Below are 24,670 nucleotides of genomic sequence, written 5' to 3'. Positions count from 1 at the left end.
TAAACAATAGTATTAACTCATAAAATGTAAGAACTATGCCAAGCGGTAAGAAGAAAAAAAGACATAAAATGTCTACGCACAAGCGTAAAAAAAGACTGAGAAAGAACAGGCACAAAAGCAAGAAGTAATTTCTAAGTCAAAAGGCAAACAAAGAACAAACTTGTGAATCAAAATTTCGCGAGTTTGTTCTTTGTTTAAGCAAATAATAATAATAACAGTATGTAACAACCGCCAGAGGCGGTACAACTCATTCAAACTAAAAGCGAAATCATTGTGACAAACGAACTCGTTGTAGACGTACAACCCAAAGAGGTTACCATCGCCTTGTTGGAAGACAAGAGCTTGGTGGAACTGCAAAGCGAAGGAAGAAATATCTCCTTCTCGGTGGGTAACATGTATTTAGGGCGCATCAGGAAACTGATGCCAGGCCTGAATGCCTGCTTCGTGGACGTAGGTTATGAGAAAGACGCTTTTCTTCACTACCAGGACTTAGGTCCTCAGTTCAACTCGCTGGAAAAATACGTAAAACAAACTTTAAGCGACAAAAAAAAGCTTACCCCCATCACTAAAGCTACCATACTTCCCGATCTGGAAAAAGACGGAACGGTATCCAATACCCTAAAGGTAGGGCAAGAAGTAGTGGTACAGATTGTCAAGGAACCTATTTCTACCAAAGGGCCGAGGCTGACTTCCGAACTTTCTTTTGCCGGAAGATATCTGGTGCTCATCCCTTTCAACGACAAGGTTTCCGTATCGCAAAAAATTAAGTCGAGTGAAGAACGGGCACGCCTAAAACAATTGCTGATGAGCATAAAGCCTAAAAACTTCGGTGTCATCGTACGCACAGTGGCTGAAGGCAAACGCGTGGCTGAACTCGATGGAGAGCTTAAAGTTTTGGTCAAACATTGGGAAGACGCTGTGGCAAAAATCCAGAAGGCCACCAAGTTTCCTACACTTATTTACGAAGAAACGAGCCGTGCCGTAGGGCTGCTGCGCGATTTGTTTAATCCTTCTTTTGAGAGCATCCACGTAAACAACGAGGCTGTATTTCAAGAAATAAAGGATTACGTGGCACTAATAGCACCCGAACGTGCCAACATCGTAAAATTGTATAAAGGCAAACTTCCCATCTTTGACAATTTCGGCATCACCAAACAAATCAAGTCTTCATTTGGCAGAACCGTTTCATACAAAAGTGGTGCTTACCTGATTATTGAACACACGGAAGCACTCCATGTGGTGGACGTAAACAGCGGTAACCGAACCAAGAATGCCAACGGACAAGAAGCCAACGCATTGGAAGTAAATCTAGGAGCTGCCGATGAGCTGGCACGTCAGTTGCGCCTGAGAGACATGGGCGGCATCATCGTGGTAGATTTCATCGATATGGCATTGGCCGAAAACCGGCAAAAGCTTTACGAACGCATGTGCCAGAACATGCAGAAAGACCGGGCTAGGCACAACATTCTGCCACTCAGTAAATTCGGGCTGATGCAAATCACGCGCCAACGCGTACGTCCAGCTATGGATGTCAATACAGCAGAGACTTGTCCCACTTGTTTCGGAAAGGGAACCATTAAACCATCCATCCTCTTTACGGACACGCTGGAGAGCAAAATAGACTACCTGGTAAACAAACTGAAGATAAAGAAATTCTCATTACACATCCACCCGTATATCGCCGCCTACGTAAATCAGGGGCTCATGTCGCTGAAACGCAAATGGCAGATGAAGTACGGATTAGGCATTAAGATTATTCCGAACCAGAAACTCGCGTTCCTGCAATATGTCTTCTACGACCAACACGGTGAAGAGATCGACATGAAGGAAGAAATCGAAATCAAGTAAAAAAGGCGGTGAAGCATATGCCAGAATAAAGCTTCACCGCCTTTGCATTACAAAATCACACCAATCGAAGCTACTGTCAACAACATGAAACGTCTTAACACAATTTATCTGCAACTGTATCATTCACCCTGCGGCGACTTAATGCTTGGCTCATTCGAAGACAAACTTTGTCTTTGCGATTGGGTAACAAGAAGGCATAAGGAGGCTATATATCAAAGACTGCAAAGGAACCTTCAGGCAGATTATGAAGAAGAAGCCTCGGAAATTACCCTGAAAGCTTCCAGACAATTGGACGAGTATTTCAGGAAACAACGAATCAACTTCGACCTGCCGCTGCTGTTCACAGGTACAGTTTTTCAGAAGAAAGTATGGAACAAATTATTGGAAATTCCTTACGGAAAGACCGTCTCATACCGAGAGCTGGCTTGCCAATTGGATATTCCCAATGCCGTAAGAGCCGTAGCCAACGCTAACGGTGCAAACGCCATTTCCATCTTTGTGCCCTGCCATCGGGTTATTGGCAGCAACCATACACTTACAGGATATGCAGGTGGCTTGGAAGCCAAGAAAATGTTGCTGACCCTGGAAAATGATTAAAGGCCTTATTCTGTTTTCGAAGAGGCCAAGGCTCGTTTACGAAACACCACAGCATCTGCCAAGAAGTAATTGAATAGCCCGGAGATGAGCAATGCAGCAAAATTACAATAAATAACATCCCAGCCGAAAATCTTTTCGAACAACAGCAGGAACAGCATCTTTACCAGGAATCCGACTCCCGAAGAAAGATTGAAGATAAAGAAACGATAACAAAAGTCACGCGTACTGCGTTCGCCTACACGGCTTTTCCATATCCAACAATAGGACCATAAGAAATTGCTCAGAACTGCAAATTCGAACGAGATGATGGGAGAAAGTACATAGACCGTCCAGTAAGAGCTGAACAGAAAGTCTGAACATATCCAGAGCACCAATGTATCGACACCTGTTCCGAACAAACGAGTCACCAGAAACTCGAGATAGGTTTTAAATAAGGTAGCAGCCTTCATTCTTTATCTTCGGGATGATAGGGTTTGAGAGGATCACGCATAGACAAGGTCTTGCGGTCTTTTGCAAACTGACAGAGATGAATGATAAAAAGAAATGCGGCAATGGCCAAGCCTATGAAATCGAACACTCCAAAATCACATCCCCAAACCATATAGCGATTGGAAGATCCCGGCACGTACATGTATATCGTATTGAGAATGATGACCACCAAGCGGAACTCGGTAGGGCCGAAACTGCTGTACGTCAACCGGAACTCATCCTTCAGAATCGTACAGATATAAGTATAAATAGAAAGTACCAGATAGCCAGCCAGCACCAACAGGGTGACATCCAGGCGAAAAGCCGAAGACAGGCCAAACCCTATGCACATGATGCAAATGGTAATGGCATCCAACGTATGATCGATGAAGAAACCATATAACGGCCGCTGCGTATGACGCACGCGAGCCAACGTTCCGTCCAGACTGTCGCCATACCAATTAATAACCAAGCCCAACGAGGATATCCACAGATAATTCACGTTTATGTTAGACAGTATGCATCCTACTGCGCAAACCACTGCACCCAATACCCCCAAGTAAGTCAGTAAGTCCGATGTCACCCATCGGGGTTGCCTCTCGGCAAGCCATACGAGAGCCTTCTTTTCTGCTGCATTAAGAATTGAGGTCTGAATCCTGGCCGACAGTTCTTTTCCCATATTTACTTCTTTTTCTAAATTGTTCGGCAAAATTACATCTTCTTTCCCGAACAGAAACCTATTTCTTCTTTTTTTTGCGACTGTTTAACAAATAAAAAACCAGAAAACGGTTAACAGTTTCCCGGACAGTTACAGAAAAAGCCGTATTTGCCCTTTGTTCAAGGAAACGGGAAGAGGATGCGGAAACGTGTCAATCCGTCGGCATAGGTGCGCAAGGAAAATGTACAACCATGCTTGCTCAACACTTCGCGGATGAAAACCAAGCCGATGCCTTGTCCATCGGGTTTGGTGGAAAAGAAAGGGGTGAACAGCTTCGATTCTACCTCCTTGCTGATGCCCGGCCCGTTATCCACCACTTCGATAGAAGCAGGAGACTGCGTCCGCACGATGATTTGCCCGTTTTGCCGCGCGCTTTCAGAAGAAGATATGCTCTCGGCTGCGTTTTTGATGATGTTCACCAATACTTGCTCGAAAAGTGCCGCATCCATCTTGACTGGCCTGGCCAGCTCGTCGCACTCCAACGTCAGGCTGATTCCGGCATCGGCACACATGCCCTCCATGAAGCGTTTGCAAGTGGCCGCCATCTCATTCAAAGACAACGGCACCAGGTTGGGTTCGGGAATCTTCACCACATCGGCAAAGCGGGTTATGAAACGGCTCATCGAGAAGCAGCGCTCCACACAGACACGCATGACTTCGCAGAGGTCTTCCATGCCCTGCTCCGAGGCAAGAGTCTGTTCCACGGTATCCAACGTTGAAGTGATGCCGGCCGTCGTGTTGTTCACCTCGTGGGCTATCATGCGGATAACCTTCTCGTAGGCTTTCTTTTCGACACGCATCACTTCGTCCGTCATCCGCTCTATCAAGAAGAAGGGGTGCTTGAAGCCACAATCAATGAAATAGGAACGGGTACACTTGTAGACGTTTGCATCGTTCAGACGCACGATTTTGGTTTCTTCGTTGTCAATCGTATCCAGTTCGGCAGCCAAGGACGAGTCCAGCGTTTTCAGTTGTTTGCCGACGGCTAAATCGGCATGTACGCCCAGCATCTTCACGGCCATCGGATTCAGTTGAGAGATTTTTTCGCTCAGGTTCAGGATAATGACTCCCATGGGCGAGGCCTGAATCAGCAATTCGAGAAAGCTGTTCTGTTCGCGCATCCGAAGGCGTTCGTTCTTCAGTTGGTCCATCATGCGGTTGAAGATGTTCACGATGCGGTCGGCTTCATACTGCCCTACCGGACTGAGGCGGCTGCTGAAATCTTGTTCGCGCAACAGGTCCATGCCGTTGCCAATGCTGTTCAACGGCTTCACTATCTTGCGGTAGAAGACGGACAGATAGAAAAGAATCAGGATGACAGCTCCTTCGCCCAAAACGAGATAGAGGCGAGGGATGTCGCGGCTGATAATTCCCCAATAGATGCCCAGCCCCAACAGCAAAAGCACAAGTATGAAAAAGAAAAACTTGATGCGCACGCGACGTTGTTTTTAATCGTTTACACTAATCCCATACTTCTCCAAGCGGCGATAAAGGGCAGCCCGACTGATGCCCAATGCCGCAGCCACCTGGGTCAGATTTCCTTTGTACGAGTCCAAGGTCTGCAAAATGGTCTGCCGTTCAATCTCGTTCAATGTCATGCCGGCAAAAGCGCCTGTTTTCTCCGGGCTCCCACCTGCCTCGCGGGGCTGGTATTGGGCTTCGAAGTCGGCTGCATCCAGCACGGGTTTGTTGCTGACCAGGATGGTGCGTTCCACCAGGTTCTTCAGTTCGCGGATATTGCCGGGATAGGGCAAGGCGGACAAGAATTGGAGGGCGTCGGCCGAAAAGTCCGTCCGGCGCAAGCCGTTTGCCTCGGCCTGGCGGTCGGCAAAGTGGCGGGCCAGAAGCGGTATGTCTTCGCGGCGTTCACGCAGGGCCGGCAGATGGATGGTTATCAGGTTGATGCGATAGAAGAGGTCTTCACGGAAGGTATGCTCACCCACCATGCGGCGCAGGTCGGCGTTGGTGGCCGAGACGACCCGCACGTTGACCTTGCGTGGCCGGCTGTCGCCCAGCACTTCGAATGTCTGGTCTTGCAGCACGCGCAGCAGCTTCACCTGGCACGAGAGGTCAAGGTCGCCAATCTCGTCCAAGAAGATGGTGCCCTGGTCTGCCAGTTCGAAACGCCCCGTGCGGTCGGCCACGGCATCGGTAAAGGCACCTTTCTTGTGGCCGAACATCTCGCTTTCGAAGAGGCTTTGCGAGATGCCGCCCAGGTTGACCTTGACGAAGGGCTGCGAGGCCCGGCGGCTGTTGCGGTGGATGGCTTCTGCGATGAGTTCCTTGCCTGTCCCGCTTTCGCCTGTGACCAGCACGGAGGCGTTGGTGGGAGCAATGCGGGCCACGGTGTCCAGCACGGCTGTCAGTCCCTTCGAGCTGCCCACGATGTGGCCCCTGTCCAGCTTCAAGGCGGGCCCGGCCGGAGTCCCGGCGGAGGGTGGAGAAAGCTGGAGGGCGGTTTCGATGCGTTGCAGCAGGGCGGCATTGTTCCAGGGTTTGGTGATGAAGTCGAAAGCTCCGGCACGCATCCCCTGGACGGCCAGTTGGATGCTGCCCCAGGCCGTCATCAGGATGACCGGCACGTCGGGACGGAACAACTTGACTTGCTTCAGCAGCGTCAGCCCTTCTTCGCCGCTGGTGGACAGGGAGAAGTTCATGTCCATCAGTATCAGTTCCGGCGCCTCGACGCGCACCACGTCCATGGCCTCGCGGGGACCGGTGACGGCTTTGGCCTCGTAGCCCGCCCGCTTCAGCATGAACAGCAGCGAGGAGCGCACGATGTTGTCATCGTCAATAATCAGTATCATATCTCTTATTCTTTCTGCAAATTGTGTGTACAAAAGTAGTGAAAGTTCGCGTTTCTGCGCACCCGGCCGGGAAGAATTTGCTGCGATGCCCCGTTCTTCTGCATCCTCGACGCGGTTCTTGTACTGGCTCAACGCCGTTCGGCCGGATGCCCAATAGGGCATCATCGGCAATGATGATAGGTAACATCGGCAATAATGCTCTGACCAGTAAGCAGGATGACTGTCCCTCCCATACTACACGACGGGGAAGAGGTAGGGAGTCGGCGGGGACGGATGGCATGGCGTCAGCGTCTGACCACGTCCTCGAAGTCGGCTTCCAAAGCTGTGTTGCGCTCGAAATCCCAAAGCGTCAGGCTTCTGATTTGGTAGAAATAATACCAATAGTAGTAAAGCTCGGAGATGTGTTGCTGGCGCGCTTCGTCCTTCGAGTCGCGGGCATCGTTCAGGTCGAGGGTACTGATGCGGCCAATCATGAAGGTCTCCACGCTGCTCTTATAGCGTTTCTCGGCAATCTGGTCGGCCTCTTCGGCTATGCCAAGCTGCTGAGCCTGGTTGTTGAAGTTGGCCACCAGCAGGAAGATGTTCTGGTTGAAGTTCATCTGCTCCTGCTTGATGCGCGACAGTTCCAGCTCGCGGTTGCTCTTGGCCACCTTTACCTGCCCGCGCCGTTTGCCCCAGTCCAGGATGGGGATGGAGAAACCGATTTCCACCACCTGATTGTCCACCAGGTTGTCATAGGCCGAGCGGAAGTTGCGGTTCATCCCCGTATATCCGATGCTGGCCGTGAGGTTGATGCTGCGCAGGTTTCCCTTGGCTGTGGCCACCTGGTAGTCGGCCTCGAGCTGCCGGCGGCGTATGTTCTGCGCAAACGAGTTACGTTCGAGGGCCTTGGCCAGCACGTCGTCATAGCTTATGTTGATGCCGGGCACGGCTTCGGGCACGATGGGGTTCAGGTTCTCCTGCTCGGAAACACCCAGGAACGAGCGCAACTGAAACATCTGCGCGTTCAGGTTGCTCTCCGCCTCCGTCACGTCAGCCTTCCCTTGCAGGGCGTTGAGCTTCAACTGCAGCAAGTCGTTCTCCGATATCTGCCCCATCTTGCGCTTGGCCTTGGCCACTTCGTAGAGGCGGTCGGCGTTCTCCTTGTTCTGCCGCGCCGTGGCCAGGCTCTCCTTGGCCAGGAGGAGGTTGAAGAAATACGTGATGGTGCTCATCGTCACCTCCTCGGTGGCGGTGATAAACGCAGCTTTGGCCTCGGCATAGCGCACAGGCTCGATGCGTCTATCCCACTTGATGGTGTTCACCCCGAAGATGGGTTGCGTCAGTTGCAGACTGACGGGGACGGACATGAATTGCCTGGTCCCCCCGCTGCCCAACTGGCGCAGATAGTCCAACGACGAGTTCAGCGACAGCGTTCCTCCCGTCAGCCAGATGTTCTGCGTGACGGAAAGTTGCCCCGACATGCCCAGCGTACTGTTGCGCACAAAGGTGTACGAACCATCCGAGTTCTGATAGGAATTGTACGACTTACCGTAGTCGGGTATCGTCCCCGTGAAGGTCACCTCCGGCAACTGATTAGCCCGGAACGTCCTGTATTCCCAATAAGCGGTCTTCAATTCGTTCAAGGCCACAGCCGCATCTACCGACTGCACCCGCGCCAAAGCAATGGCTTCGTCCAACGTAATGTCGCGTTCGTATCCCAACGTGTCCGCTTGGGCACACACTGCCAAGGGCATGCACAGATAAACGGCCAGGAATAAAATCTTTCTCATGTTCTCTATCTTTACAATGTTCTCCCATCGTCAGGCAAAGACCATGCCAAGTGCCCAGAATGGCTTCTGAGAGGGGGAGGTGTCCGTTATCGGACAATTCCCCTGTCCGCAAACGGACATTATTTGCGCCTCCGGCTTGCCTATTCACAAATTTCTTGCTACCTTGCCGCCGTTTTCAGAACCATTCACACCATGGACATTAAAAAGAGCAAAGAAGAATTTTTAGAACTGCTGCGCTCCACAGGGCGCGACGGAGTGGAAGACCTTATCCAAGGCCTGGAAGAAATGGGCTTCTTCACCGCTCCCGCATCGGCCAACCATCACCTGAATACGGAAGGCGGACTGTTACAGCACTCGGTCAACACCTGCAAGGCTGCCCTGATGATATGGGAAGGCATGAAAGGTTTGGAACCCGGCCTGGAGAAAGAAGTGCAAAAAGACAGTGTCATCATCGCCAGCCTGCTGCACGATGTTTGCAAAAGCGACATCTACATCCGCTCTGTCAAAAAGAAGAAAAACGCGCTGGGACAGTGGGAGGACAGCGAAGGCTACAAAGTGTCTTACCGGAACTTCCCCATGGGGCACGGCGAAAAATCGGTCATCCTGCTTCTTTGCAACGGACTCGAAATGACCGACGACGAGATGCTGGCCATCCGCTGGCACATGGGTGCGTGGGGAATCAACATGAACAGCTTCGAAGACCAACGCAGCTTCGACACGGCTCAAAAGCTATACCCGCTGGTATCTATCGTACAGGCAGCCGACAAGCTGGCCGCCAGCATCATGGAACGTAGCGGAGAAGAGATGGACGAACTTTAAAAACTTTTCCCCACACACCCCGATACGTTCAAACCCGGGGAGAGGCCAAGCTAGTGCCACCCCCCGGCATCGGCCCTCCGACATAAAATGAGGAGAAAACTCACAACGTTCTGCCATTTTTCCTATATTTGCCCACGATAACTCTTCCATGCAACTGTTCAACAATATGAAATGGCAAGTGTGCATATAGCTACCCGCAATGAATAGCACCTCTCTTTAACGCTATTCAGCCACAAGGCAAACTTCTGGCATAAGTTTGCCTCTGAATGTCGTGCCATTATCCCTATTCATAAATCCGCGAAACGTCATGCAGCGCCAGGCCGCATGGCTCACCGCATCATATTGCTCTGAACAAATGAACTATACCTATAAGGAAATAGGACTCATCGCTTTTCCTGTAATGATGAGTATCCTGGTGGAACAACTAATCAACATTACCGATGCCCTGTTCTTAGGCCATGTAGGCGCCGTAGAACTGGGTGCGTCAGCCCTTGCCGGAATCTGGTTCTTGGCCATCTACATGCTTGGATTCGGATTCAGCTTAGGACTACAAGTAGTAATCGCACGCCGCAACGGAGAGCAGCGGTATGCGGAAACAGGAAAAACCTTCTTCCAAGGCCTGTTGTTTTTGTCTCTGCTGGCCGTCAGCCTTTGTTTACTATCCCGCTTGTGTTCCCCCTATCTGCTGAGATTTCTAATCAGCTCGGATGAAGTATATCACGCAGTCATCCGCTATCTGGACTGGCGCATCTGGGGATTGCTCTTTTCCTTTCCGTTTCTTGCCTTGCGTTCTTTTTTGGTAGGCATCACACGAACCAAAGCCCTGAACATTGCGGCTCTTACGGCTGTATTGGTAAATATCCCGCTGAATGGGCTCTTCATTTTCGGCCTCGGCTTGAATATATCGGGGGCTGCCATTGCCTCGTCTCTGGCGGAGTTGTGCTCTTTGGCAGTATTGACTATGTACCTACTCAGGCATGTTGACAGAAGGCAGTACGCCTTGCGTTGCAGTATTGACATGAGTATTCTGAAAGAAGTTTTCAGGGTGTCGGTGTGGAGCATGCTCCAGTTTTTCATGAGTGTGGTTATCTGGTTTCTCTTTTTCTTAGCAATCGAGCGCTTGGGAGAAACAGAACTGGCAGTGTCTAATATCATCCGGAGCATCTCTGCCTTATTCTCTGTCATTGTCAATGCGCTGGCCGCCGTAACCAGTTCTCTGGTTAGCAATCTACTTGGAGCAAACGAGAAAAAGAGCGTGTTCACTCTTTGCCACCGGATTATCCGCTTAGGCTATCTGGCGGGCATCCCCTTGATCATTTCCGCCTTGCTTTTCCACCCGGCCATTATCGGAGCTTATACGGACACTCCGGCCATCGTGCAAGCTGCCTGGCCGCCATTGGCCGTCATGCTGTTGAATTACTTCTTTGCACTGCCCGGCTATGTCTATCTGAACGCTGTAACCGGAACGGGGGCGACACGCACGGTATTCGCTTTCCAAGTGACAACAACCATTGCCTACCTGTTCTGCCTGTGGCTATTAAGTTCCCGCGATGTCCCGCTGGCTGCTTATTGGGCCGTAGAATACGTGTTTGTGATATTGCTTGGCATGCAGTCTGTCATTTATCTAAAATACAAACGATACTGAAAACGAACTGAAAGCTATGATGACAAAAACATATCCCCGCAGCAACGACCTTCAAACCGTCTATCTGAACGCCGTAGTAAAAGACCCTTCCATCGTGGTCGGCGACTTCACTGTCTACAACGACTTCCGGTCCGACCCTCGACTGTTCGAGAAAAACAACGTATTGTATCATTACCCCATAAACCACGAACGGCTGATAATCGGTAAGTTCTGCTCCATTGCCTGCGGAGCGAAGTTCCTCTTCAACTGTGCCAACCACACACTGAGGTCTCTGTCCACCTATACCTTTCCCTTGTTTTACGACGATTGGGAGCTGGATAAGAAAGACGTGGCTTCTGCCTGGGACCATAAAGGAGACATCACGATAGGCAACGATGTGTGGATAGGCTATGAGGCTGTGGTCATGGCAGGCGTACACATCGGCGACGGAGCCATTATAGGCGCGAGGGCCGTTGTGACCAAAGACGTAGCCCCGTATGCCATAGTAGGCGGCGTTCCGGCCAAAGAGATACGGAAACGATTCAGCCCCGAAGTCATCAAACGACTGCAAGCATGGAGGTGGTGGGACTGGCCTGTGGATAAGATACGCGAGTCTCTGCCTTTTCTAACGAGCGGAGACTTAGAAGGACTGTCGGCCAACCTGAAGGCTGTACAGAAGTCCTGACTCTCAGCCCGAGCGATGCGCCTTCAGTCAAACCAGGATGAAACAAATGGCAACCGCTTTTGTCTAAAAGGAACCATGAGAAACAATCACGGATGGCCAATCGGAAAGATTCCCTCGGAAATGCCCCATGAAGCAAAAACAGAATGAGGCGGATGCCCGGCGCCTCCTGCCCTACTCCGCAAGAGCCGTCCTTCTGCCGAACAAGAAGCGTCCTTCCGGCGAACAAGAGCGCCCCGCTTCTCCCTGACGAGAGAACGGGGTGCTTTTCGGACAGTCTGCACGGAATGGGGCTTCGCCCTTCATCCCTGCACTTGTCTCTGCTGCTCGGCATTATAACGGTCGCCCACAATGGGAATGGCGGCCACTTCATCTTCCAACTTCTTCCAGGCTTCGGGTGAGAGAGAGGAAAATCAAGCGTACACAGATTCTCCTCCAAATGCGATAGCTTGGTCTATAACCGGACCGATGGCCAGCGCCGTTCCAATCGCCGCAGCCGTCTTCAAAAAGCCACGCCGGCTGCATCCTTCTTTTCTCTGAAAATCTTCGTCCATAATACTCTTGCTTTATAAGATTGGTTTCATCGGTGCAAAGATAGGACGAACGCCCGTCAACGGCTTTGTTGCTTGGCTCAATCTGCTTTGTTGCTTGGCTCAACAGCCATTTACCGGAGAAGCGCCATACATCTCTTTGTAAACCTTGGAAAAGTGGGATAGGTTTTTGAAGCCTACCGCATAGCAGATGTCCGTCACCTTCTTTTTGCCGGATTGGATAAGCTGATGCGCCGCCTCCAGCCTGCGCCGTATGAGCCATTTCCGGGGAGAAAGGTCGCTTATCTTCGCAAAATCGCGTTTAAAGGTAGCCAGACTACGCCCCGTGTAACTGGTGTCGCGCCTCATGAAAGTGCAGTCGCCAGCCCGGAGAAACACCTTCTTTCCACGTTCCTCTATCTCCAACAGCCCGGAACAGATGTAAATGAGCGTATGCTCACGATTTTCATGCGCACAGCCCCTATCGTCCGTAAAATAACTTGCAATGAGAACGTTCGAACAGTCAAACAAATCTAACTTTTCCATATTCCTATAATTAGCAATCCTTCTGCCCGCAAAGATAGAAAGTTCCGTCCACATCGGCTTTGCTGTGCAGCTCAAATTGCGCACGTCTGAAACTTCTCACGGACAAGCAGGCAAAAGCCCCCGACGGACACCACGTTTATTTCCCGAAGATTGCTGTCCTCCACATGGCAGTTCATGCGGATATATCCAGCTAAACGATTCTTTAAGAGTTAATGCCGGATAACTCTGACACCATCCAGCGTTTCATTCATGCGGGTAAACTCCGCTCCACGTCCGGACACCTTTCCCGTCTTGACTTGCCAGTTCTTGGGATTGACTTCAAGTTTGGTGTTGAACTGCGCCAGTTTCCCGTCAATGGTAATACGTGCCATGATAGGCATATTACCGTTCTTTTTTACCTTGCCCCGCTTCAAAAAGGGCCTCCCACGACAGCGTTCCGCCAACTTCCGACAAATCGTACCCCTTTTTTGAAAATCTTGTCGGGAGTACGAATTGAGTACTATTTTTTGTCCGTCAATGTCCGCTTTTGGGTGAGCAAAGCCGCCAAAGGACAATAAAAAAAGTCCCACAAAATATTGATTTTGTAGGACCTGTCTTTTGTTGTCGCCTTTTGGCTTTTCTTTTGGTGATCCGCTTGGGGCTCGAACCCAAGACCCCAACATTAAAAGTGTTGTGCTCTACCTGCTGAGCTAGCGAATCAAACCTTATTGCTGTTAAGCGAGTGCAAAGGTAGGCATTTTTGCGAAATCTGCAATAGCTTTTGCATGTTTTTTTTGATTTATTTTTCCTCTTCTGATGAAATTTCCTGATTAACAGCAGGATGACGGGCCCTGATATCTTCTTTATTTATAATGAACCTTTGGTAATAAGAGAGCATCAGGGTGGTCAGGGGAAGGGCGATGATCATGCCAAGCATCCCCATCAAGGAACCCCATACGGAAAGAGAGAGAAGAATAATGGCGGGATTCAGCCCGGTTATTTTTCCCATAATGCGGGGAACGAGTATCATGTCTTGGATGGCTTGCACCAGCACAAACACAATGACAGCTCCCAGCAGGATGAGCCAGAAGTTACCACCAGTATCGGCTGCTTTCAACATGGCCAGGATAACGGTGGGAATGTAACCAATGATTTGCAGATAGGGCACCATATTCAAAAGACCTATCAGCAGGCCTAAACCGACTGCCAGCGGGAAGTCTATGATGAGAAATCCTACCGCATGCAGAATTCCGACGCAAAGGGCGACCAATGCTTGCCCGCGGAAATAACGGTTCATGCCGTCTTTCACATCGTTGCAGATGCCCACCACAATAGGACGGTAACGCCTGGGAACCAGATGTACCCACCCATTGGCAATGCTTTCATAGTCCAACAAGATGAAAACGACGTACAGCAGGACCATAAACACGGTAAAGAAGCTAAAGAGGATATTGATGGATTCGGACAGCAGCCCCCAGACCCGTGGCAGGGCTGCTTTCAGGGCGGCCAATATGTCACTGCTGTTCAAGACTTTCGTCAGCTCCTGGATGTCGATATGTTCACGCAGAAATTCGGACAGTTGCAAAGGGACAGTGCTGCCCCGGTTGCCGTTAGAGAAATATTCTACCAACAAATCTTTCAAGCGGGCAAATTCCTGAATCATGGGAGGCACCAACAGATAGAAAGCCAGTCCACCCACCAGCAGGATGGCAAACAGGGCGCAGAAGATGGAAACCGCCCGGCTCTTCAGCCGGAGCCGATACTGGAAAAAGGTTACCAGCGGATAGACCAGGTAGGCTATCACCCATGCCACAAAGAAAGGCAGCAGAACGCTGCTCAGACGGTTGAAAAGCATCAGGATGGCGACCATGATGAGCACCACGATGATGCCTCGAATAAAGCTGTCGAATGTAATCTTTTTGCGTTCCATAGTCTGGTCTTTCGTTTATGCTTCTTCGGGCTGTTGTTGTCGGTCGGCCGAAATGGCACGTTGGTAGCACTCTCTGCACAAGGGTTCGTATTCTTGCGTTTCGCCCAGCATCACTTGCTTGTCGTTTCTCACGGTGCGGTGGGAGAAGGTGGCCAGTTCGCCACACTTCACACAGATGGCGTGCACTTTGGTCACCTCGTCGGCAACGGCACACAGAGCCGGCATCGGGCCGAACGGGCGGCCCAGGAAGTCCATGTCAAGCCCGGCTACGATGACACGCACACCGTTGTTGGCCAGTTGGTTGCACACGTCCACCAGCCCGGAGTCGAAAAACTGCGCCTCGTCAATGCCCACCACATCGACCTCGGAGGTGAACAACAAGATGCTGGCCGAAGAGTCAATGGGTGTAGAAGAGATGGCATGGCTGTCGTGCGACACCACCGCCTCTTCCGAATAGCGCGTGTCGATGGCCGGTTTGTAGATTTCCACGCGCTGATGGGCAAACTGCGCCCGCTTCAGGCGGCGTATCAGTTCTTCCGTCTTGCCGGAGAACATAGAGCCGCAGATGACTTCGATGCGCCCCCGGCGCCGCGTTTCCTGTATGTGGTCTTCAGAAAATACTACCATAATAATAAAGATGTGTAGAGTTACGGTGCAAAAATACCATTTTTCCGCCGGATACAAACATTTAGGAAGAAAAACAGAATCAAACAAAGACTTTTGCCGCCTTTCCAAAGTTATTCCATTATTTATTTCTATTTTTGTGGCCATAAGAGTTCAAGACTACGACTATGCAAGACATTCTGAACGACATAGAACTGGATGTGGCCGAACTGAAGTGCCTGCTCCAAGTTTTTCCGGCAGAGACGGACCCGCGGCTGACGGCCGTGGCCGAACGCAGCATCGAACGGCTGAAGCAACGGCTGGACGAACTGAAACAAAGCCTGCACCAACCAGCCTCCCCGGCCGACCGGCCACAAACGGCCGCCACCCCGACCACTGAAGAAGCAGAGGCTGCCCCTCTGCCGCAGGAAGACGAAGATACCCGCCCGGCCAAGGAGCCTGTGCACGAAGCGGCCCCTGCCGGCAGCTCACCCATACTGGCCGAACGAATCCGCCCGGCGGGCGGACTGCGCCACGCCCTCAGTCTGAACGACTCGTTCCATTTTGCCCGCGAACTGTTCGGCGGAGACACGTCTGCACTGAACGCGCTTCTTGCCCGCATGGACGACGCCCATTGCCTGGAAGAAGCGAGCCTCTTGTTCGTGCAAGCGATACACGTGCCGGAAGACAACCCCGCCGTACCAGAATTTGAAGAACTGCTGAAAAAATATTTCGAGCCATGAGCAACCAAGGGAAGCTATACATCGTCCCCACCCCCGTGGGCAACCTGGAAGACATGACCTTCCGCGCCATCCGCATCTTGAAAGAGGCCGACCTCATTCTGGCGGAAGACACCCGCACGTCGGGCATCCTGCTGAAACACTTCGAAATCAAGAACGCCTTGCAGTCGCACCACAAGTTCAATGAACATAAAACGGTGGAAAGTGTTGTAACAAGAATAAAGGCAGGGGAAACCGTCGCCCTTATCTCAGACGCCGGAACACCCGGCATCTCCGACCCCGGCTTCCTGGTGGTGCGCGAATGTGTGCGCAACGGCATCGAAGTACAATGCCTGCCCGGCGCCACCGCCTTCGTGCCGGCCATAGTGGCCTCGGGACTGCCCGACGAGCGGTTCTGCTTCGAAGGCTTCCTGCCACAGAAAAAAGGAAGAATGACGCGGCTGCAGGCACTGGCCTCCGAGCACCGTACCATGATTTTCTACGAGTCGCCCTACCGGCTGGTGAAAACCCTGACGCAGTTGGCCGACTGCCTGGGCGCCGAACGCCAGGCCTCCGTCTCCAGGGAAATCTCGAAGGTGCACGAAGAAACCGTACGGGGCACACTGGCCGAACTGGCCGAACACTTCACAGCCCACGAGCCCCGAGGCGAGATAGTAATCGTCGTGGCCGGAATGAACGAATGATGACATTACTCTATTAACCCACTTTATAAAAACAAAACGTATGAAAAAACTCGTATTAACAGCCATGGCATGCGCGGCCCTACTGGCCTCGTGCGACGGCCTGAGCGGCGGCGGAAAGAGCCGCCTGCAGGCAGAAAATGATTCACTGCAAGCCGCATTGAACCAACGGGATGCAGAACTGGACGAAATGATGGGAACATTCAACGAAATCTCAGAAGGGTTCCGGCAAATCAACGCCGCAGAAAACCGCGTGGACTTGCAGCGCGGCTCACTGTCCGAAGGCTCGCTGAGCGCCAAACAGCAGATTGCCGCCGACATCGAATTCATCCAGAAACAAATGCAAGAGAACAAAGAACAGATAGCCAAGCTGCAAGAGATGCTGAAGTCGAGCCGCAACAACTCGGCACAACTGAAGAGGGCCGTCGAATCGTTGACGCAGGAACTGGTGGAAAAGACACAACGCATCGAAGAACTGCAAGCCGAACTGGCCTCTAAGAACATCCGCATCCAAGAGCTGGACGCCGCCGTAAGCGGGCTGAAGGCCGAGAAAGAGACCCTGACCGCAGAAAACGAAGCCAAGGCACGCACCGTGGTCCAGCAGGACAAGGCACTGAACGCCGCCTGGTTCGTCTTCGGCACCAAAAAAGAGCTGAAAGACCAGCACATCTTGAGCAACACAGGCCTGTTCCGCAAAGGAGAAGTGATGCAAGACGCCAAGATGAACAAAGATTACTTCACGCAGATAGACATCCGCACCACGAAGGAAATCAAACTCTACTCCAAGGCTGCCGACCTGCTGACTACCCATCCCGCCGGCTCGTACGCCCTGGAGAAAGACAACAAGGGACTGCTGACGCTGAAAATCACCAACCCCGCAAACTTCTGGAGCGTGTCACGCTATCTGGTCATTCAAGTGAAATAAAGACCCGCGTGGCGAACACCCGTTACAGAAACCTGTTCTTCGACCTGGACGATACGCTGTGGGCCTTCTCGGAGAATGCCCTCGACACCTTCCGCGAGATGTACGACAAGTATGGCTACGGGCGCTACTTCGACTCGTTCGACCATTTCTACTCGCTCTACCGGCAGCGCAACGCCCAGTTGTGGGAAGAATACGGCCAAGGGCGTGTCACGAAAACAGAACTCAACCGCCAGCGTTTCCTCTACCCCCTCCTGCAAGTGGGCGTAGAGGACGCTGCGCTGGCCGCACGCTTTGCCGCAGACTTCTTGGCCGTAATTCCCACCAAGCGCAAGCTGATGCCCCATGCCCGCGAAGTGCTGGACTACCTGGCCGGACACTATCGCCTGTACATCCTGTCCAATGGCTTCCGCGAGCTGCAGCACCGCAAGATGTGCGCGGCAGGCATCGACGGATACTTCCGCCAGGTGGTGCTGCCCGAAGACATCGGCGTGCTGAAGCCCTGGCCCGAACTGTTCCACTTCGCCCTGTCGGCCACACAGTCGCAACTGAACGAATCGCTTATGATAGGCGACGATTGGGACAAGGATATCGCCGGGGCGCAGGGCGTGGGCATGCACCAGGTGTACTACCATCCCGGGAGCGACACCGGCACTCCCCTGCCCTTCCGGCCCACCTACCGCATACATGACCTATCGGAACTCACAGATTTCTTATAAACTATGGACACCCTCTTACCTTTCGCCCTGCTCTGCCTGACGTCGTTCTTCACCCTGACCAACCCGCTGGGCACGATGCCCGTCTTCCTGACCATGACACAGGGCATGACGGAGAAAGAGCGCCGCTTCATCGTGACACGCGCCACGCTGACGGCCTTCATCATCATCATGGTCTTCACCTTCGGCGGGCAATTCCTGTTCAAGTTCTTCGGCATCTCGACCAACGGCTTCCGCATCGCCGGAGGCTTCATCATCTTCAAGATTGGCTTCGACATGCTGCAAGCACGCTACACGCCCATGAAGCTGAAGGACGAGGAAATCAAAACCTACGCCAACGACATCTCCATCACCCCGCTGGGCATCCCCATGCTGTGCGGCCCGGGCGCCATTGCCAACGCCATCGTGCTGATGCAAGACGCCACGACCGTCGAGCTGAAGGGAGTGCTCATCGGCAGCATCGCCTTCATCTACCTGCTCACCTACTTCATCCTGCGTGCCTCCACCCGCCTGGTCGACCTGCTGGGCGAGACGGGCAACAACGTCATGATGCGCCTCATGGGCCTCATCCTGATGGTGATTGCCGTAGAGTGCTTCGTCAGCGGCGTGAAACCCATCCTCATCGAAGTGCTGGCCGAAGGCTGCCGATAGACTGGACGACAGCTCTTCGGACGAACCTCCGAAAAGCCTTCGGACGAACCTCCGAAAAACTTTCGGACGAACCTCCGAAAAACCTTCGGACGAGCCTCCGAAAGACTTTCGGACGAACTGTTTAGGATGAAGCTACAATACTCGGACTACGATTCCGAGGCTAATCGACCGAAACATGAAAAAGGGAGTGCATCGCACCGGATGCACTCCCTTTCCTATTCATCTGCTTCCGTGCGGAAGCAAGACACGCTTACTCCGTGGGCATGGCCTCAGGCAGAACAAGTTGCTCTTCGAACACACCGAAGGTACCAACCTGGCCGTCTAGCACAACCGTAAACTCAAGGTCTACCGTAATTACCCCATTCTCCAATTCGCCACTTCCGGCCACGGAAACAGCACCATATTGCCCATAAGAGCTTACTATTTCCTGTGACGCAACCGTCACTGTACGGCCATCATCTGCGACTTGGAATGTAATATCATATCCTTCCTCTACCGGAGCAATAGCTTTATACCAGGTTATCTGGTCGGCTTTCTGTACTTCTACTTCTCCATACCCTTGGAAGAAACTAGACACATACATACCCATACCAATCGAACTATAAGTATAGTCGCGGTAGATGCTGATGGTCTTGGACGAGATGTTGTCTATCGGCGCATACTCCTCGTTAGCCATCGTGACATACAGGCGGAAAGTGATGCCCGACTCGATGTCGCCCACGCTGACATGGAACGAAGTAAACTTCTCACCAGCCGCGAAGCTGACGCTGGAGGGCACTTGAATGGTCGACGGCACCGGTGTCTGAACGGTGTTCCCCTCGGCATCCTGCTCCAACATCACAGCCGAAAGCGGAATCGTCACAGCCTCGTCGGCCTGCGCACGCATCACCTCTACGTCAAAGCCCTCGTAACCCTCGGCCGGGAAGCTCACCGATTGTGAATTAAACCCGAAGGTCACACCCATGGTGCTGCCCCCGTAGACGGCGTTCTCGTTGTCCTGCTCGCACGAGCTGAGCAGCAGCCCCAGGGCGGCACACATTCCTGCTAAATAGTTTTGTATCTTCATAATGCTATTGTCTTTTTTGAAGGTTAGTAATTAATCGGCCAAGTCGCCCACCGGGTTCTGGTCGGTCGAAGGATTCATGTTGATGTTGCCGTCGAACTCCGTCTGCGGGATGGTCAGTACCCACATGTACGATTCAGGATTGTCCGAAGGACGTCCGTCCAGCAGCGCAGCACGCGGCCAGCCCATGGCAGCCGTGCGGCGGAAGCCCTGGTGCAGACGGCGCAGGTCGTAGATACGGCCGAACTCACCCCACAGCTCAATGCGGCGCTGGTCGATGATTTCCTCCAGCAGCGAACCCGTGCGCTGGCTGCTCGTCGTGCCCAACGATGTCCCAGACTTGGTGCACGTATAGCCTTCTACACGCGTCTCCATCAGTTGGGTCAGGTAGTTGATGGCATCCGCATCGTTGTCCAAGCGGCACTCGGCCTCGGCCAGCATCAGGTACATCTCTTCCACACGCATCCAGATGTAGTCGCCCGTCCAAGTCTGGCGGTTGGAGAATTTGAACTTCTCCTGCTGGTATCCGCCATCCTCACCGTTCTCCTCGTTGTTCGGGTCCCACCACTCGCGGCGCGTGTCTGTCGGACTCATCAGGCTGTACAAGTCGCGGCTGATCTGCTTGCGGGCAGAAGCACCGTAGGCACCGGCCGTCGGTCCCAGTTCGTCACAGGCATCCATGTGGCTGAAGAAGCTGGCATACGCACCCGTCTGGTCGGCAATGATGCTCGCCCCCCACATGACGTTGGCAGCACTGGCGTCATGCAGACCACGGAAGCTGGCCACGGGCAAGATACCGCGACCCTCTTGGCCCGCAGCGTTGATGGCATTGATAGCTGCCTGGCGAGCCGTAGTCCAATCGTTCATCACCAGGGCGATACGGGCACGCAGACCGCAAGCCACGGCATAACTGATGTGCGTGATGTGCTGGCGTGCCTTGCCCTCGAGCAGCGGCAATGCATGTTCATCCATGTCCGACACGATTTGCTCGTACACCTGGCGCACCGTCGAACGAGGATTACCCTGCGTGCCGGCCTGCGTAGGCTCGGTGTAGATAGGACAGCAAGGCTCGTCCTCGTGGCCGTCGTAGGTGCGGGCAAACGTCTGTGCCAGCATGAAGTACGAATAAGCGCGGATGGCGTATGCCTGGCCGATGATGTAGGCCACGTCGTCGGCATCGCCCGTCATTGTCTCCTCACGGTCGATGATGTAGTTGGCATTGGAAATCCACGTGTAGTAACAGTTCCACACGTCGTACGAACGCCAGGCCGTGCTCTCAAAGCGGCTTTTCACCTGATACAAGCAGTCGAACCAGAACCAGCCGCTGCCCTGCGCAGCCTGAATCATGTCCTCGCCCATCACGTCGGCCATCAGGTTGTACGAACTGATGCCGAAACTCTGGTGCTCGTTGGCCTGGGGCGACCAAGTAGCATACATCGAGCGGTATATACCGTTCAAGGGGATAATGGCCGTGCTGGCACTTCCCAGCAGGGCATCACCGGACATAGAATCGGTCGGCGATGTCTCGAGTGCACTGTCCAGGCAAGACGTCAGCGTGGCACAGCCCACCAGCGCGGCAAACATATAGTTGAATATCTTTTTCATATCTGTTCTTTCTCCGTTAGTTAGGTTAATGAATTAGAAGTTGATTTCAAAGCCGAGTGACCAAGTCTTGTTCGGCGTGTACACATAATCGGTAGAACCGCTGAAGTTGTACTGCGGGTCCATACCCTGCAAGTGCGAGAACATAGCCAGATTATCTACCGAAGCGAAAAGACGCACGGAGTTCAACCGGGCCTTGTTCATCCAAGTCTTCGGCAGCGTATAGCCCAGCGTGATGTTCTTGATGGCAAAGTAAGAAGCATCTATTAGGAAACGGTCGCTCGTGGCGTATGCACCACCCACCTCTATGCGCGGCACGTCGGTGATGTCGCCCGGCTTCTGCCAACGGCGCAGAGCGTGTTCGTTCCAGGCGTTGTTATAGTACAGGTTCTCCATAGAAGCTTGGTACAGGCTGTCGAATATCTTACCGCCGATGGAGTAAGAAGCCAGGATAGAGAAATCAATGCCCTTCCAAGACAAATCGGTGGAGATGCTTCCGTACAGGTCGGGGATACGGCTGCCCATATAGTACTTGCTGTTGGTAGCCTTCTCATAGTCACTGCTGATGTACTCTTCGCCCACGCGGTTGCCCTGCGCATCGGTGTCATACACCCAGTAGAGCTGTGCGCCCGTAGCCGGGTCTACGCCTGCGCTCTTCGAGATATAGAACGTGTTGATAGGCATACCTTCCTTGATACTGTAAATGCCGCTGATGATTTCCGGCGACTCGCCCGTCAGCTTCAGCACCTTGTTCTTCACCGTAGAACCCATCCACGTGATGTTCCACGTCAAGTCGTTGGTCTTAATAGGGGTAGCCTTTATCTCAAACTCGAAACCACTGTTGCGCATGTCGCCCACGTTGGCACTGTAACCGTTGAAGCCGGTAGATGTAGCCATCGGGTAATTCAACAGCATGTCCGTCGTCTTCTTATTATAATACTCGGCGTTCACGCTCAAGCGGCCATCCAACAGCGTAGCCTCAATGCCCACGTTGAAGTTTCCGCTCTTTTCCCACGACACTTCTCTGTTCTCCAATGTCGAGATGAACGCACCAATCATGTCCTCATTCGCCCAACTCAGGTCATAAAGGCTCTGCCAAGCGTAGAAGTTCTGGTATGCACCATTCAGGAGGTTGTCGTTACCCTGCTGTCCGTAGCTGAGTTTCAGCGACAGGTTGTCCAGCCAGTCTACGTCTTCCATGAAAGCTTCTTTCGACACACGCCAGTTAGCGCCTACCGACCAGAATGTACCCCAACGATTGTCTTTGTAGAAGCGGGAAGAACCATCGGTACGTACCGAAGCATCGAAATAATATTTCTCGTCGAAGTTATAGTTGAAACGACCCAACCAAGACTCGATGCGGTAGTTGTCCGTATAAGAGTCGGCTGCATACAGTGTCGTACCAGGACGGAGTTCCAGAATGCCGTCTACCAGGTTCGTCTTACCGGCTGTCAGGTATTCATATTTATATGCATAAAACTCATGACCGGCCAAGATGTCGAAACTATGCAAACCGAAAGAACGATTCCACGTCAGCAACTGGTTGAACGTATAGCTCTGCGTGCGGGCATTGTACTTCTGAATCAAGCCACCGGCAGCAGCCTGGTTACCATGATGCATGTTCATATAGTTCATCTGCAACTGGTTGACATAGTCCATACCAAAGTTCACACTCAGCTTCAAGCCTTTGAACACACCAAACTTATCACTGTCCGAGCCAAAGGTGAGCCCGGTACGCAGACCAGCCACATCATTCTTCACGTTCGACTTGTCATCCACCAAGCCACCCAAGGGGTTGTAGTCGGTGTAACTGCCCGGACGTCCGCCCTCACCATAGTCCAACTGCGGATTACCGTTGGCATCCAACACATTGTTGCCATCAGCATCTTTCACATACATCGGGAACAAGGGAGAAGCAAACTGTGCCGAATACCACACATTGGAAGTGCTGGAACCGTCGTACTGGCTGAAGTTCGTATAAGAATGAGCCAACGACACATTCAAGTTAGCCTTGAACCAATCCGTCACCTCGGACGTGATATTGGCACGGCCACTGTAACGCTGGAAGTTCGTTGTCGTCAAGATACCATCTTCGTTCACATAACCCAGTGAGAACATATACTTGGTCTTCTCCGTACCACCACTCAACTGGAACTGATGCTCGTGACGGAAAGCCCGTTTCTGCAACAAAGCATCCATCCAGTTTTCATTCCATGCAGACTGAGCATCGGCACGTACCATGCCTGTGGCCGGATCAATAATATTATCCCACGTATAATTCTTGAACGGATTATACAGTTCGCCGCCCAGCGTTCCGCCTAAATCCTCGCGGGCAGCAGCCTCAGCCTCCGCCCAAGTATAACCGTTGGTAAAGGCATAGCCATTGCGCAGAGCCTCGTACGTCAACTGCACGAAGTCCTTCTGTCCTACCATGGCATACTCATCAATGGCACGCGACGACCAACCTACGGTAGAACGCCACGTCACATTGGTCTTACCCTCTTTACCCTGCTTGGTTGTAATCATAATCACACCATTGGCACCGCGGGCACCATACAACGCACCGGCCGAAGCATCCTTCAAGATAGTCATAGATTCAATATCAGAAGGATTGATGTCCGACAAAGAACCATCGTAAGGAATACCGTCCACTACATACAACGGGTTTGACGAAGCATTGATAGAGCCATAACCACGGATAATGACCGAAGCCGATTCGCCCGGCTGGCCGGAACCCGAAGTCGTCAAGATACCCGTAGCCTGTCCTTCCAGACCTTTCGTCACATTCGTAATAGGACGTGACTCCAGTTTCTCATTACTGATGGTCGAAGCCGAACCCGTAAACGATGACTTCTTGGCCGTACCATAAGCCACCACCATCACCTCGTCCAGCAGTTCGGCGTTGGTCTTCATCCGGACTGTCACATTCGGCTGGATTTCAACTTCCTGCTGATGCATACCCACGTAGGAAACTACCAGAGTCCCCGCCGAACTCGGTGTCTTATAAAAGCTTCATAACTAAGCATATGGTTGTACTTGGTCCTTACCTGCTCTCTGCTGCAATGCAGATACTTATGAAAAAGGAAAATCAGGCGGTTTCTACTGGTTTTCTTCTAGAAACCATTTCTAATGATTTGATAAATAAAGGATTGTAAAACAAGAGTGTAAGTATTGGGAATACCAGGCTGCTACTTCACTCTATAACAGCCGTTAAATCCTTGTTACTCCTTATCTTTGGATGATACAATCTACTACCTGACTATTTAGTGGAGGCATGGCTGACCGTTCCTTTCTTTTGTAATGAAAAATAACCAGTCATCAGCGTTTCTCTTTAGCATGTGTACAGTTCCGGAGCTTTATTTTCTGGTTATCA

At 52.1% G+C, this 24,670-nt stretch carries 22 protein-coding genes, 1 tRNA gene and 2 pseudogenes; 10 read left to right on the top strand and 15 right to left on the bottom strand.

Annotation, left to right across the window (positions count from 1 at the left end; all coding sequences use genetic code 11):
* Positions 1–273: 273 nt before the first annotated feature.
* Together M3090_RS08185 and M3090_RS08180 are read left to right on the top strand one after the other, a co-directional pair.
* The gene (locus M3090_RS08185; protein WP_249055146.1) at positions 274–1,848 is read left to right on the top strand and encodes a ribonuclease E/G; all 1,575 of its coding nucleotides are present in this window, start codon (positions 274–276) and stop codon (positions 1,846–1,848) included.
* Between the two features lie 84 nt (positions 1,849–1,932).
* Complete coding sequence (locus tag M3090_RS08180) at positions 1,933–2,445, top strand: methylated-DNA--[protein]-cysteine S-methyltransferase (RefSeq protein ID WP_249055145.1); 513 nt, start codon at positions 1,933–1,935, stop codon at positions 2,443–2,445.
* Positions 2,446–2,450: 5 nt separating this feature from the next.
* Here the strand turns inward: M3090_RS08180 and M3090_RS08175 are convergent, their stop codons facing one another.
* The 5 genes from M3090_RS08175 to M3090_RS08155 form a co-directional block, all read right to left on the bottom strand.
* Positions 2,451–2,894, bottom strand: a complete 444-nt coding sequence (locus M3090_RS08175; RefSeq protein ID WP_249055144.1) for a GtrA family protein — start codon at positions 2,892–2,894, stop codon at positions 2,451–2,453.
* Positions 2,891–3,592 (bottom strand): CDP-alcohol phosphatidyltransferase family protein, encoded by a 702-nt coding sequence (locus tag M3090_RS08170; RefSeq protein WP_249055143.1) that lies wholly within the window; start codon positions 3,590–3,592, stop codon positions 2,891–2,893. The genes M3090_RS08175 and M3090_RS08170 overlap by 4 nt, the downstream gene beginning before the upstream one ends.
* Positions 3,593–3,750: 158 nt before the next feature.
* Positions 3,751–5,067 carry a sensor histidine kinase gene (locus tag M3090_RS08165; RefSeq protein ID WP_249055142.1) on the bottom strand — a complete coding sequence of 439 codons (1,317 nt, stop codon included), beginning with the start codon at positions 5,065–5,067 and terminating at the stop codon, positions 3,751–3,753.
* Between the two features lie 12 nt (positions 5,068–5,079).
* On the bottom strand, positions 5,080–6,438 hold the full coding sequence (locus M3090_RS08160; protein ID WP_249055141.1) for a sigma-54-dependent transcriptional regulator: 1,359 nt from the start codon (positions 6,436–6,438) through the stop codon (positions 5,080–5,082).
* Between the two features lie 284 nt (positions 6,439–6,722).
* Positions 6,723–8,210: a TolC family protein gene (locus M3090_RS08155; RefSeq protein ID WP_249055140.1), complete on the bottom strand. Its 1,488-nt coding sequence runs from the start codon at positions 8,208–8,210 to the stop codon at positions 6,723–6,725.
* 192 nt (positions 8,211–8,402) lie between these two features.
* Between M3090_RS08155 and M3090_RS08150 the strand changes: the two genes are divergently transcribed.
* From M3090_RS08150 to M3090_RS08140, 3 genes are all read left to right on the top strand, one after another.
* Positions 8,403–9,029, top strand: coding sequence for an HD domain-containing protein (locus M3090_RS08150; protein WP_249055139.1), 627 nt, complete (start codon positions 8,403–8,405; stop codon positions 9,027–9,029).
* Between the two features lie 355 nt (positions 9,030–9,384).
* Positions 9,385–10,674 carry an MATE family efflux transporter gene (locus M3090_RS08145; RefSeq protein WP_249055138.1) on the top strand — a complete coding sequence of 430 codons (1,290 nt, stop codon included), beginning with the start codon at positions 9,385–9,387 and terminating at the stop codon, positions 10,672–10,674.
* Positions 10,675–10,690: 16 nt separating this feature from the next.
* Complete coding sequence (locus M3090_RS08140) at positions 10,691–11,338, top strand: CatB-related O-acetyltransferase (protein WP_249055137.1); 648 nt, start codon at positions 10,691–10,693, stop codon at positions 11,336–11,338.
* Positions 11,339–11,637: 299 nt separating this feature from the next.
* Here the strand turns inward: M3090_RS08140 and M3090_RS15910 are convergent.
* From M3090_RS15910 to M3090_RS08110, 7 genes and pseudogenes are all read right to left on the bottom strand, one after another.
* Positions 11,638–11,789: pseudogene (locus M3090_RS15910) on the bottom strand (aldo/keto reductase); the annotation flags it as partial.
* Positions 11,749–11,889 (bottom strand): twin-arginine translocation signal domain-containing protein, encoded by a 141-nt coding sequence (locus M3090_RS08135; RefSeq protein WP_249055136.1) that lies wholly within the window; start codon positions 11,887–11,889, stop codon positions 11,749–11,751. The pseudogene M3090_RS15910 and the gene M3090_RS08135, both read right to left, overlap by 41 nt.
* A gap of 99 nt (positions 11,890–11,988) precedes the next feature.
* The gene (locus M3090_RS08130) at positions 11,989–12,411 is read right to left on the bottom strand and encodes a helix-turn-helix domain-containing protein (protein ID WP_249055135.1); all 423 of its coding nucleotides are present in this window, start codon (positions 12,409–12,411) and stop codon (positions 11,989–11,991) included.
* Between the two features lie 209 nt (positions 12,412–12,620).
* Complete coding sequence (locus tag M3090_RS15850; RefSeq protein ID WP_262918870.1) at positions 12,621–13,073, bottom strand: Arm DNA-binding domain-containing protein; 453 nt, start codon at positions 13,071–13,073, stop codon at positions 12,621–12,623.
* Positions 13,035–13,110 (bottom strand) — tRNA-Lys (locus M3090_RS08120). Before M3090_RS08120 ends, M3090_RS15850 begins: the two co-directional genes overlap by 39 nt.
* 79 nt (positions 13,111–13,189) lie before the next feature.
* Positions 13,190–14,320 carry an AI-2E family transporter gene (locus tag M3090_RS08115; protein WP_249055133.1) on the bottom strand — a complete coding sequence of 377 codons (1,131 nt, stop codon included), beginning with the start codon at positions 14,318–14,320 and terminating at the stop codon, positions 13,190–13,192.
* A 15-nt stretch (positions 14,321–14,335) separates the two neighbouring features.
* Positions 14,336–14,947 carry a thymidine kinase gene (locus tag M3090_RS08110; RefSeq protein ID WP_249055132.1) on the bottom strand — a complete coding sequence of 204 codons (612 nt, stop codon included), beginning with the start codon at positions 14,945–14,947 and terminating at the stop codon, positions 14,336–14,338.
* 164 nt (positions 14,948–15,111) lie between these two features.
* On the opposite strand from M3090_RS08110, the gene M3090_RS08105 reads away from it, so the two are divergent.
* The 5 genes from M3090_RS08105 to M3090_RS08085 are packed head-to-tail and all read left to right on the top strand — an operon-like array spanning position 15,112 to position 18,632.
* Positions 15,112–15,666 carry a hypothetical protein gene (locus M3090_RS08105; RefSeq protein WP_249055131.1) on the top strand — a complete coding sequence of 185 codons (555 nt, stop codon included), beginning with the start codon at positions 15,112–15,114 and terminating at the stop codon, positions 15,664–15,666.
* A complete protein-coding gene (rsmI, locus tag M3090_RS08100; protein ID WP_249055130.1) occupies positions 15,663–16,346 on the top strand; it encodes a 16S rRNA (cytidine(1402)-2'-O)-methyltransferase in 684 nt (227 codons plus the stop codon). Before M3090_RS08105 ends, rsmI begins: the two co-directional genes overlap by 4 nt.
* A gap of 40 nt (positions 16,347–16,386) precedes the next feature.
* Positions 16,387–17,268 carry a hypothetical protein gene (locus M3090_RS08095; protein WP_249055129.1) on the top strand — a complete coding sequence of 294 codons (882 nt, stop codon included), beginning with the start codon at positions 16,387–16,389 and terminating at the stop codon, positions 17,266–17,268.
* Positions 17,269–17,276: 8 nt separating this feature from the next.
* The gene (locus M3090_RS08090; RefSeq protein ID WP_249055128.1) at positions 17,277–17,984 is read left to right on the top strand and encodes a YjjG family noncanonical pyrimidine nucleotidase; all 708 of its coding nucleotides are present in this window, start codon (positions 17,277–17,279) and stop codon (positions 17,982–17,984) included.
* Positions 17,985–17,987: 3 nt separating this feature from the next.
* Complete coding sequence (locus M3090_RS08085; RefSeq protein ID WP_249055127.1) at positions 17,988–18,632, top strand: MarC family protein; 645 nt, start codon at positions 17,988–17,990, stop codon at positions 18,630–18,632.
* Positions 18,633–18,882: 250 nt separating this feature from the next.
* On the opposite strand, the gene M3090_RS08080 is transcribed toward M3090_RS08085, so the two are convergent.
* From M3090_RS08080 to M3090_RS08070, 3 genes and pseudogenes are all read right to left on the bottom strand, one after another.
* Positions 18,883–19,698: a hypothetical protein gene (locus tag M3090_RS08080; RefSeq protein WP_249055126.1), complete on the bottom strand. Its 816-nt coding sequence runs from the start codon at positions 19,696–19,698 to the stop codon at positions 18,883–18,885.
* Positions 19,699–19,728: 30 nt separating this feature from the next.
* The gene (locus M3090_RS08075) at positions 19,729–21,300 is read right to left on the bottom strand and encodes a RagB/SusD family nutrient uptake outer membrane protein (RefSeq protein WP_249055125.1); all 1,572 of its coding nucleotides are present in this window, start codon (positions 21,298–21,300) and stop codon (positions 19,729–19,731) included.
* A 33-nt stretch (positions 21,301–21,333) separates the two neighbouring features.
* Positions 21,334–24,294 (bottom strand): annotated as a pseudogene (locus M3090_RS08070) (SusC/RagA family TonB-linked outer membrane protein); the annotation flags it as partial.
* Positions 24,295–24,670 lie beyond the last annotated feature (376 nt).

The organism is Bacteroides sp. ET71, from assembly GCF_023336905.1.
Classification (GTDB): domain Bacteria; phylum Bacteroidota; class Bacteroidia; order Bacteroidales; family Bacteroidaceae; genus Bacteroides.
Note: the sequence above shows the minus strand (reverse complement) of the source record. Positions and strands in the feature narration are given on the sequence as shown.

Bases quoted from the DNA above. Each gene is read 5' to 3' on its own strand.
- M3090_RS08105 (WP_249055131.1), top strand. From the start codon at position 15,112: ATGCAAGACATTCTGAACGACATAGAACTGGATGTGGCCGAACTGAAG.
- M3090_RS08145 (WP_249055138.1), top strand. From the start codon at position 9,385: ATGAACTATACCTATAAGGAAATAGGACTCATCGCTTTTCCTGTAATG.
- M3090_RS08130 (WP_249055135.1), bottom strand. From the start codon at position 12,411: ATGGAAAAGTTAGATTTGTTTGACTGTTCGAACGTTCTCATTGCAAGT.
- M3090_RS08150 (WP_249055139.1), top strand. From the start codon at position 8,403: ATGGACATTAAAAAGAGCAAAGAAGAATTTTTAGAACTGCTGCGCTCC.
- M3090_RS08140 (WP_249055137.1), top strand. From the start codon at position 10,691: ATGATGACAAAAACATATCCCCGCAGCAACGACCTTCAAACCGTCTAT.
- M3090_RS08180 (WP_249055145.1), top strand. From the start codon at position 1,933: ATGAAACGTCTTAACACAATTTATCTGCAACTGTATCATTCACCCTGC.
- M3090_RS08095 (WP_249055129.1), top strand. From the start codon at position 16,387: ATGAAAAAACTCGTATTAACAGCCATGGCATGCGCGGCCCTACTGGCC.
- M3090_RS08115 (WP_249055133.1), bottom strand. From the start codon at position 14,320: ATGGAACGCAAAAAGATTACATTCGACAGCTTTATTCGAGGCATCATC.
- M3090_RS08175 (WP_249055144.1), bottom strand. From the start codon at position 2,894: ATGAAGGCTGCTACCTTATTTAAAACCTATCTCGAGTTTCTGGTGACT.
- M3090_RS08085 (WP_249055127.1), top strand. From the start codon at position 17,988: ATGGACACCCTCTTACCTTTCGCCCTGCTCTGCCTGACGTCGTTCTTC.
- M3090_RS08080 (WP_249055126.1), bottom strand. From the start codon at position 19,698: ATGAAGATACAAAACTATTTAGCAGGAATGTGTGCCGCCCTGGGGCTG.
- M3090_RS08110 (WP_249055132.1), bottom strand. From the start codon at position 14,947: ATGGTAGTATTTTCTGAAGACCACATACAGGAAACGCGGCGCCGGGGG.
- M3090_RS08155 (WP_249055140.1), bottom strand. From the start codon at position 8,210: ATGAGAAAGATTTTATTCCTGGCCGTTTATCTGTGCATGCCCTTGGCA.
- M3090_RS08075 (WP_249055125.1), bottom strand. From the start codon at position 21,300: ATGAAAAAGATATTCAACTATATGTTTGCCGCGCTGGTGGGCTGTGCC.
- rsmI (WP_249055130.1), top strand. From the start codon at position 15,663: ATGAGCAACCAAGGGAAGCTATACATCGTCCCCACCCCCGTGGGCAAC.
- M3090_RS15850 (WP_262918870.1), bottom strand. From the start codon at position 13,073: ATGTTGGGGTCTTGGGTTCGAGCCCCAAGCGGATCACCAAAAGAAAAG.
- M3090_RS08170 (WP_249055143.1), bottom strand. From the start codon at position 3,592: ATGGGAAAAGAACTGTCGGCCAGGATTCAGACCTCAATTCTTAATGCA.
- M3090_RS08135 (WP_249055136.1), bottom strand. From the start codon at position 11,889: ATGGACGAAGATTTTCAGAGAAAAGAAGGATGCAGCCGGCGTGGCTTT.
- M3090_RS08160 (WP_249055141.1), bottom strand. From the start codon at position 6,438: ATGATACTGATTATTGACGATGACAACATCGTGCGCTCCTCGCTGCTG.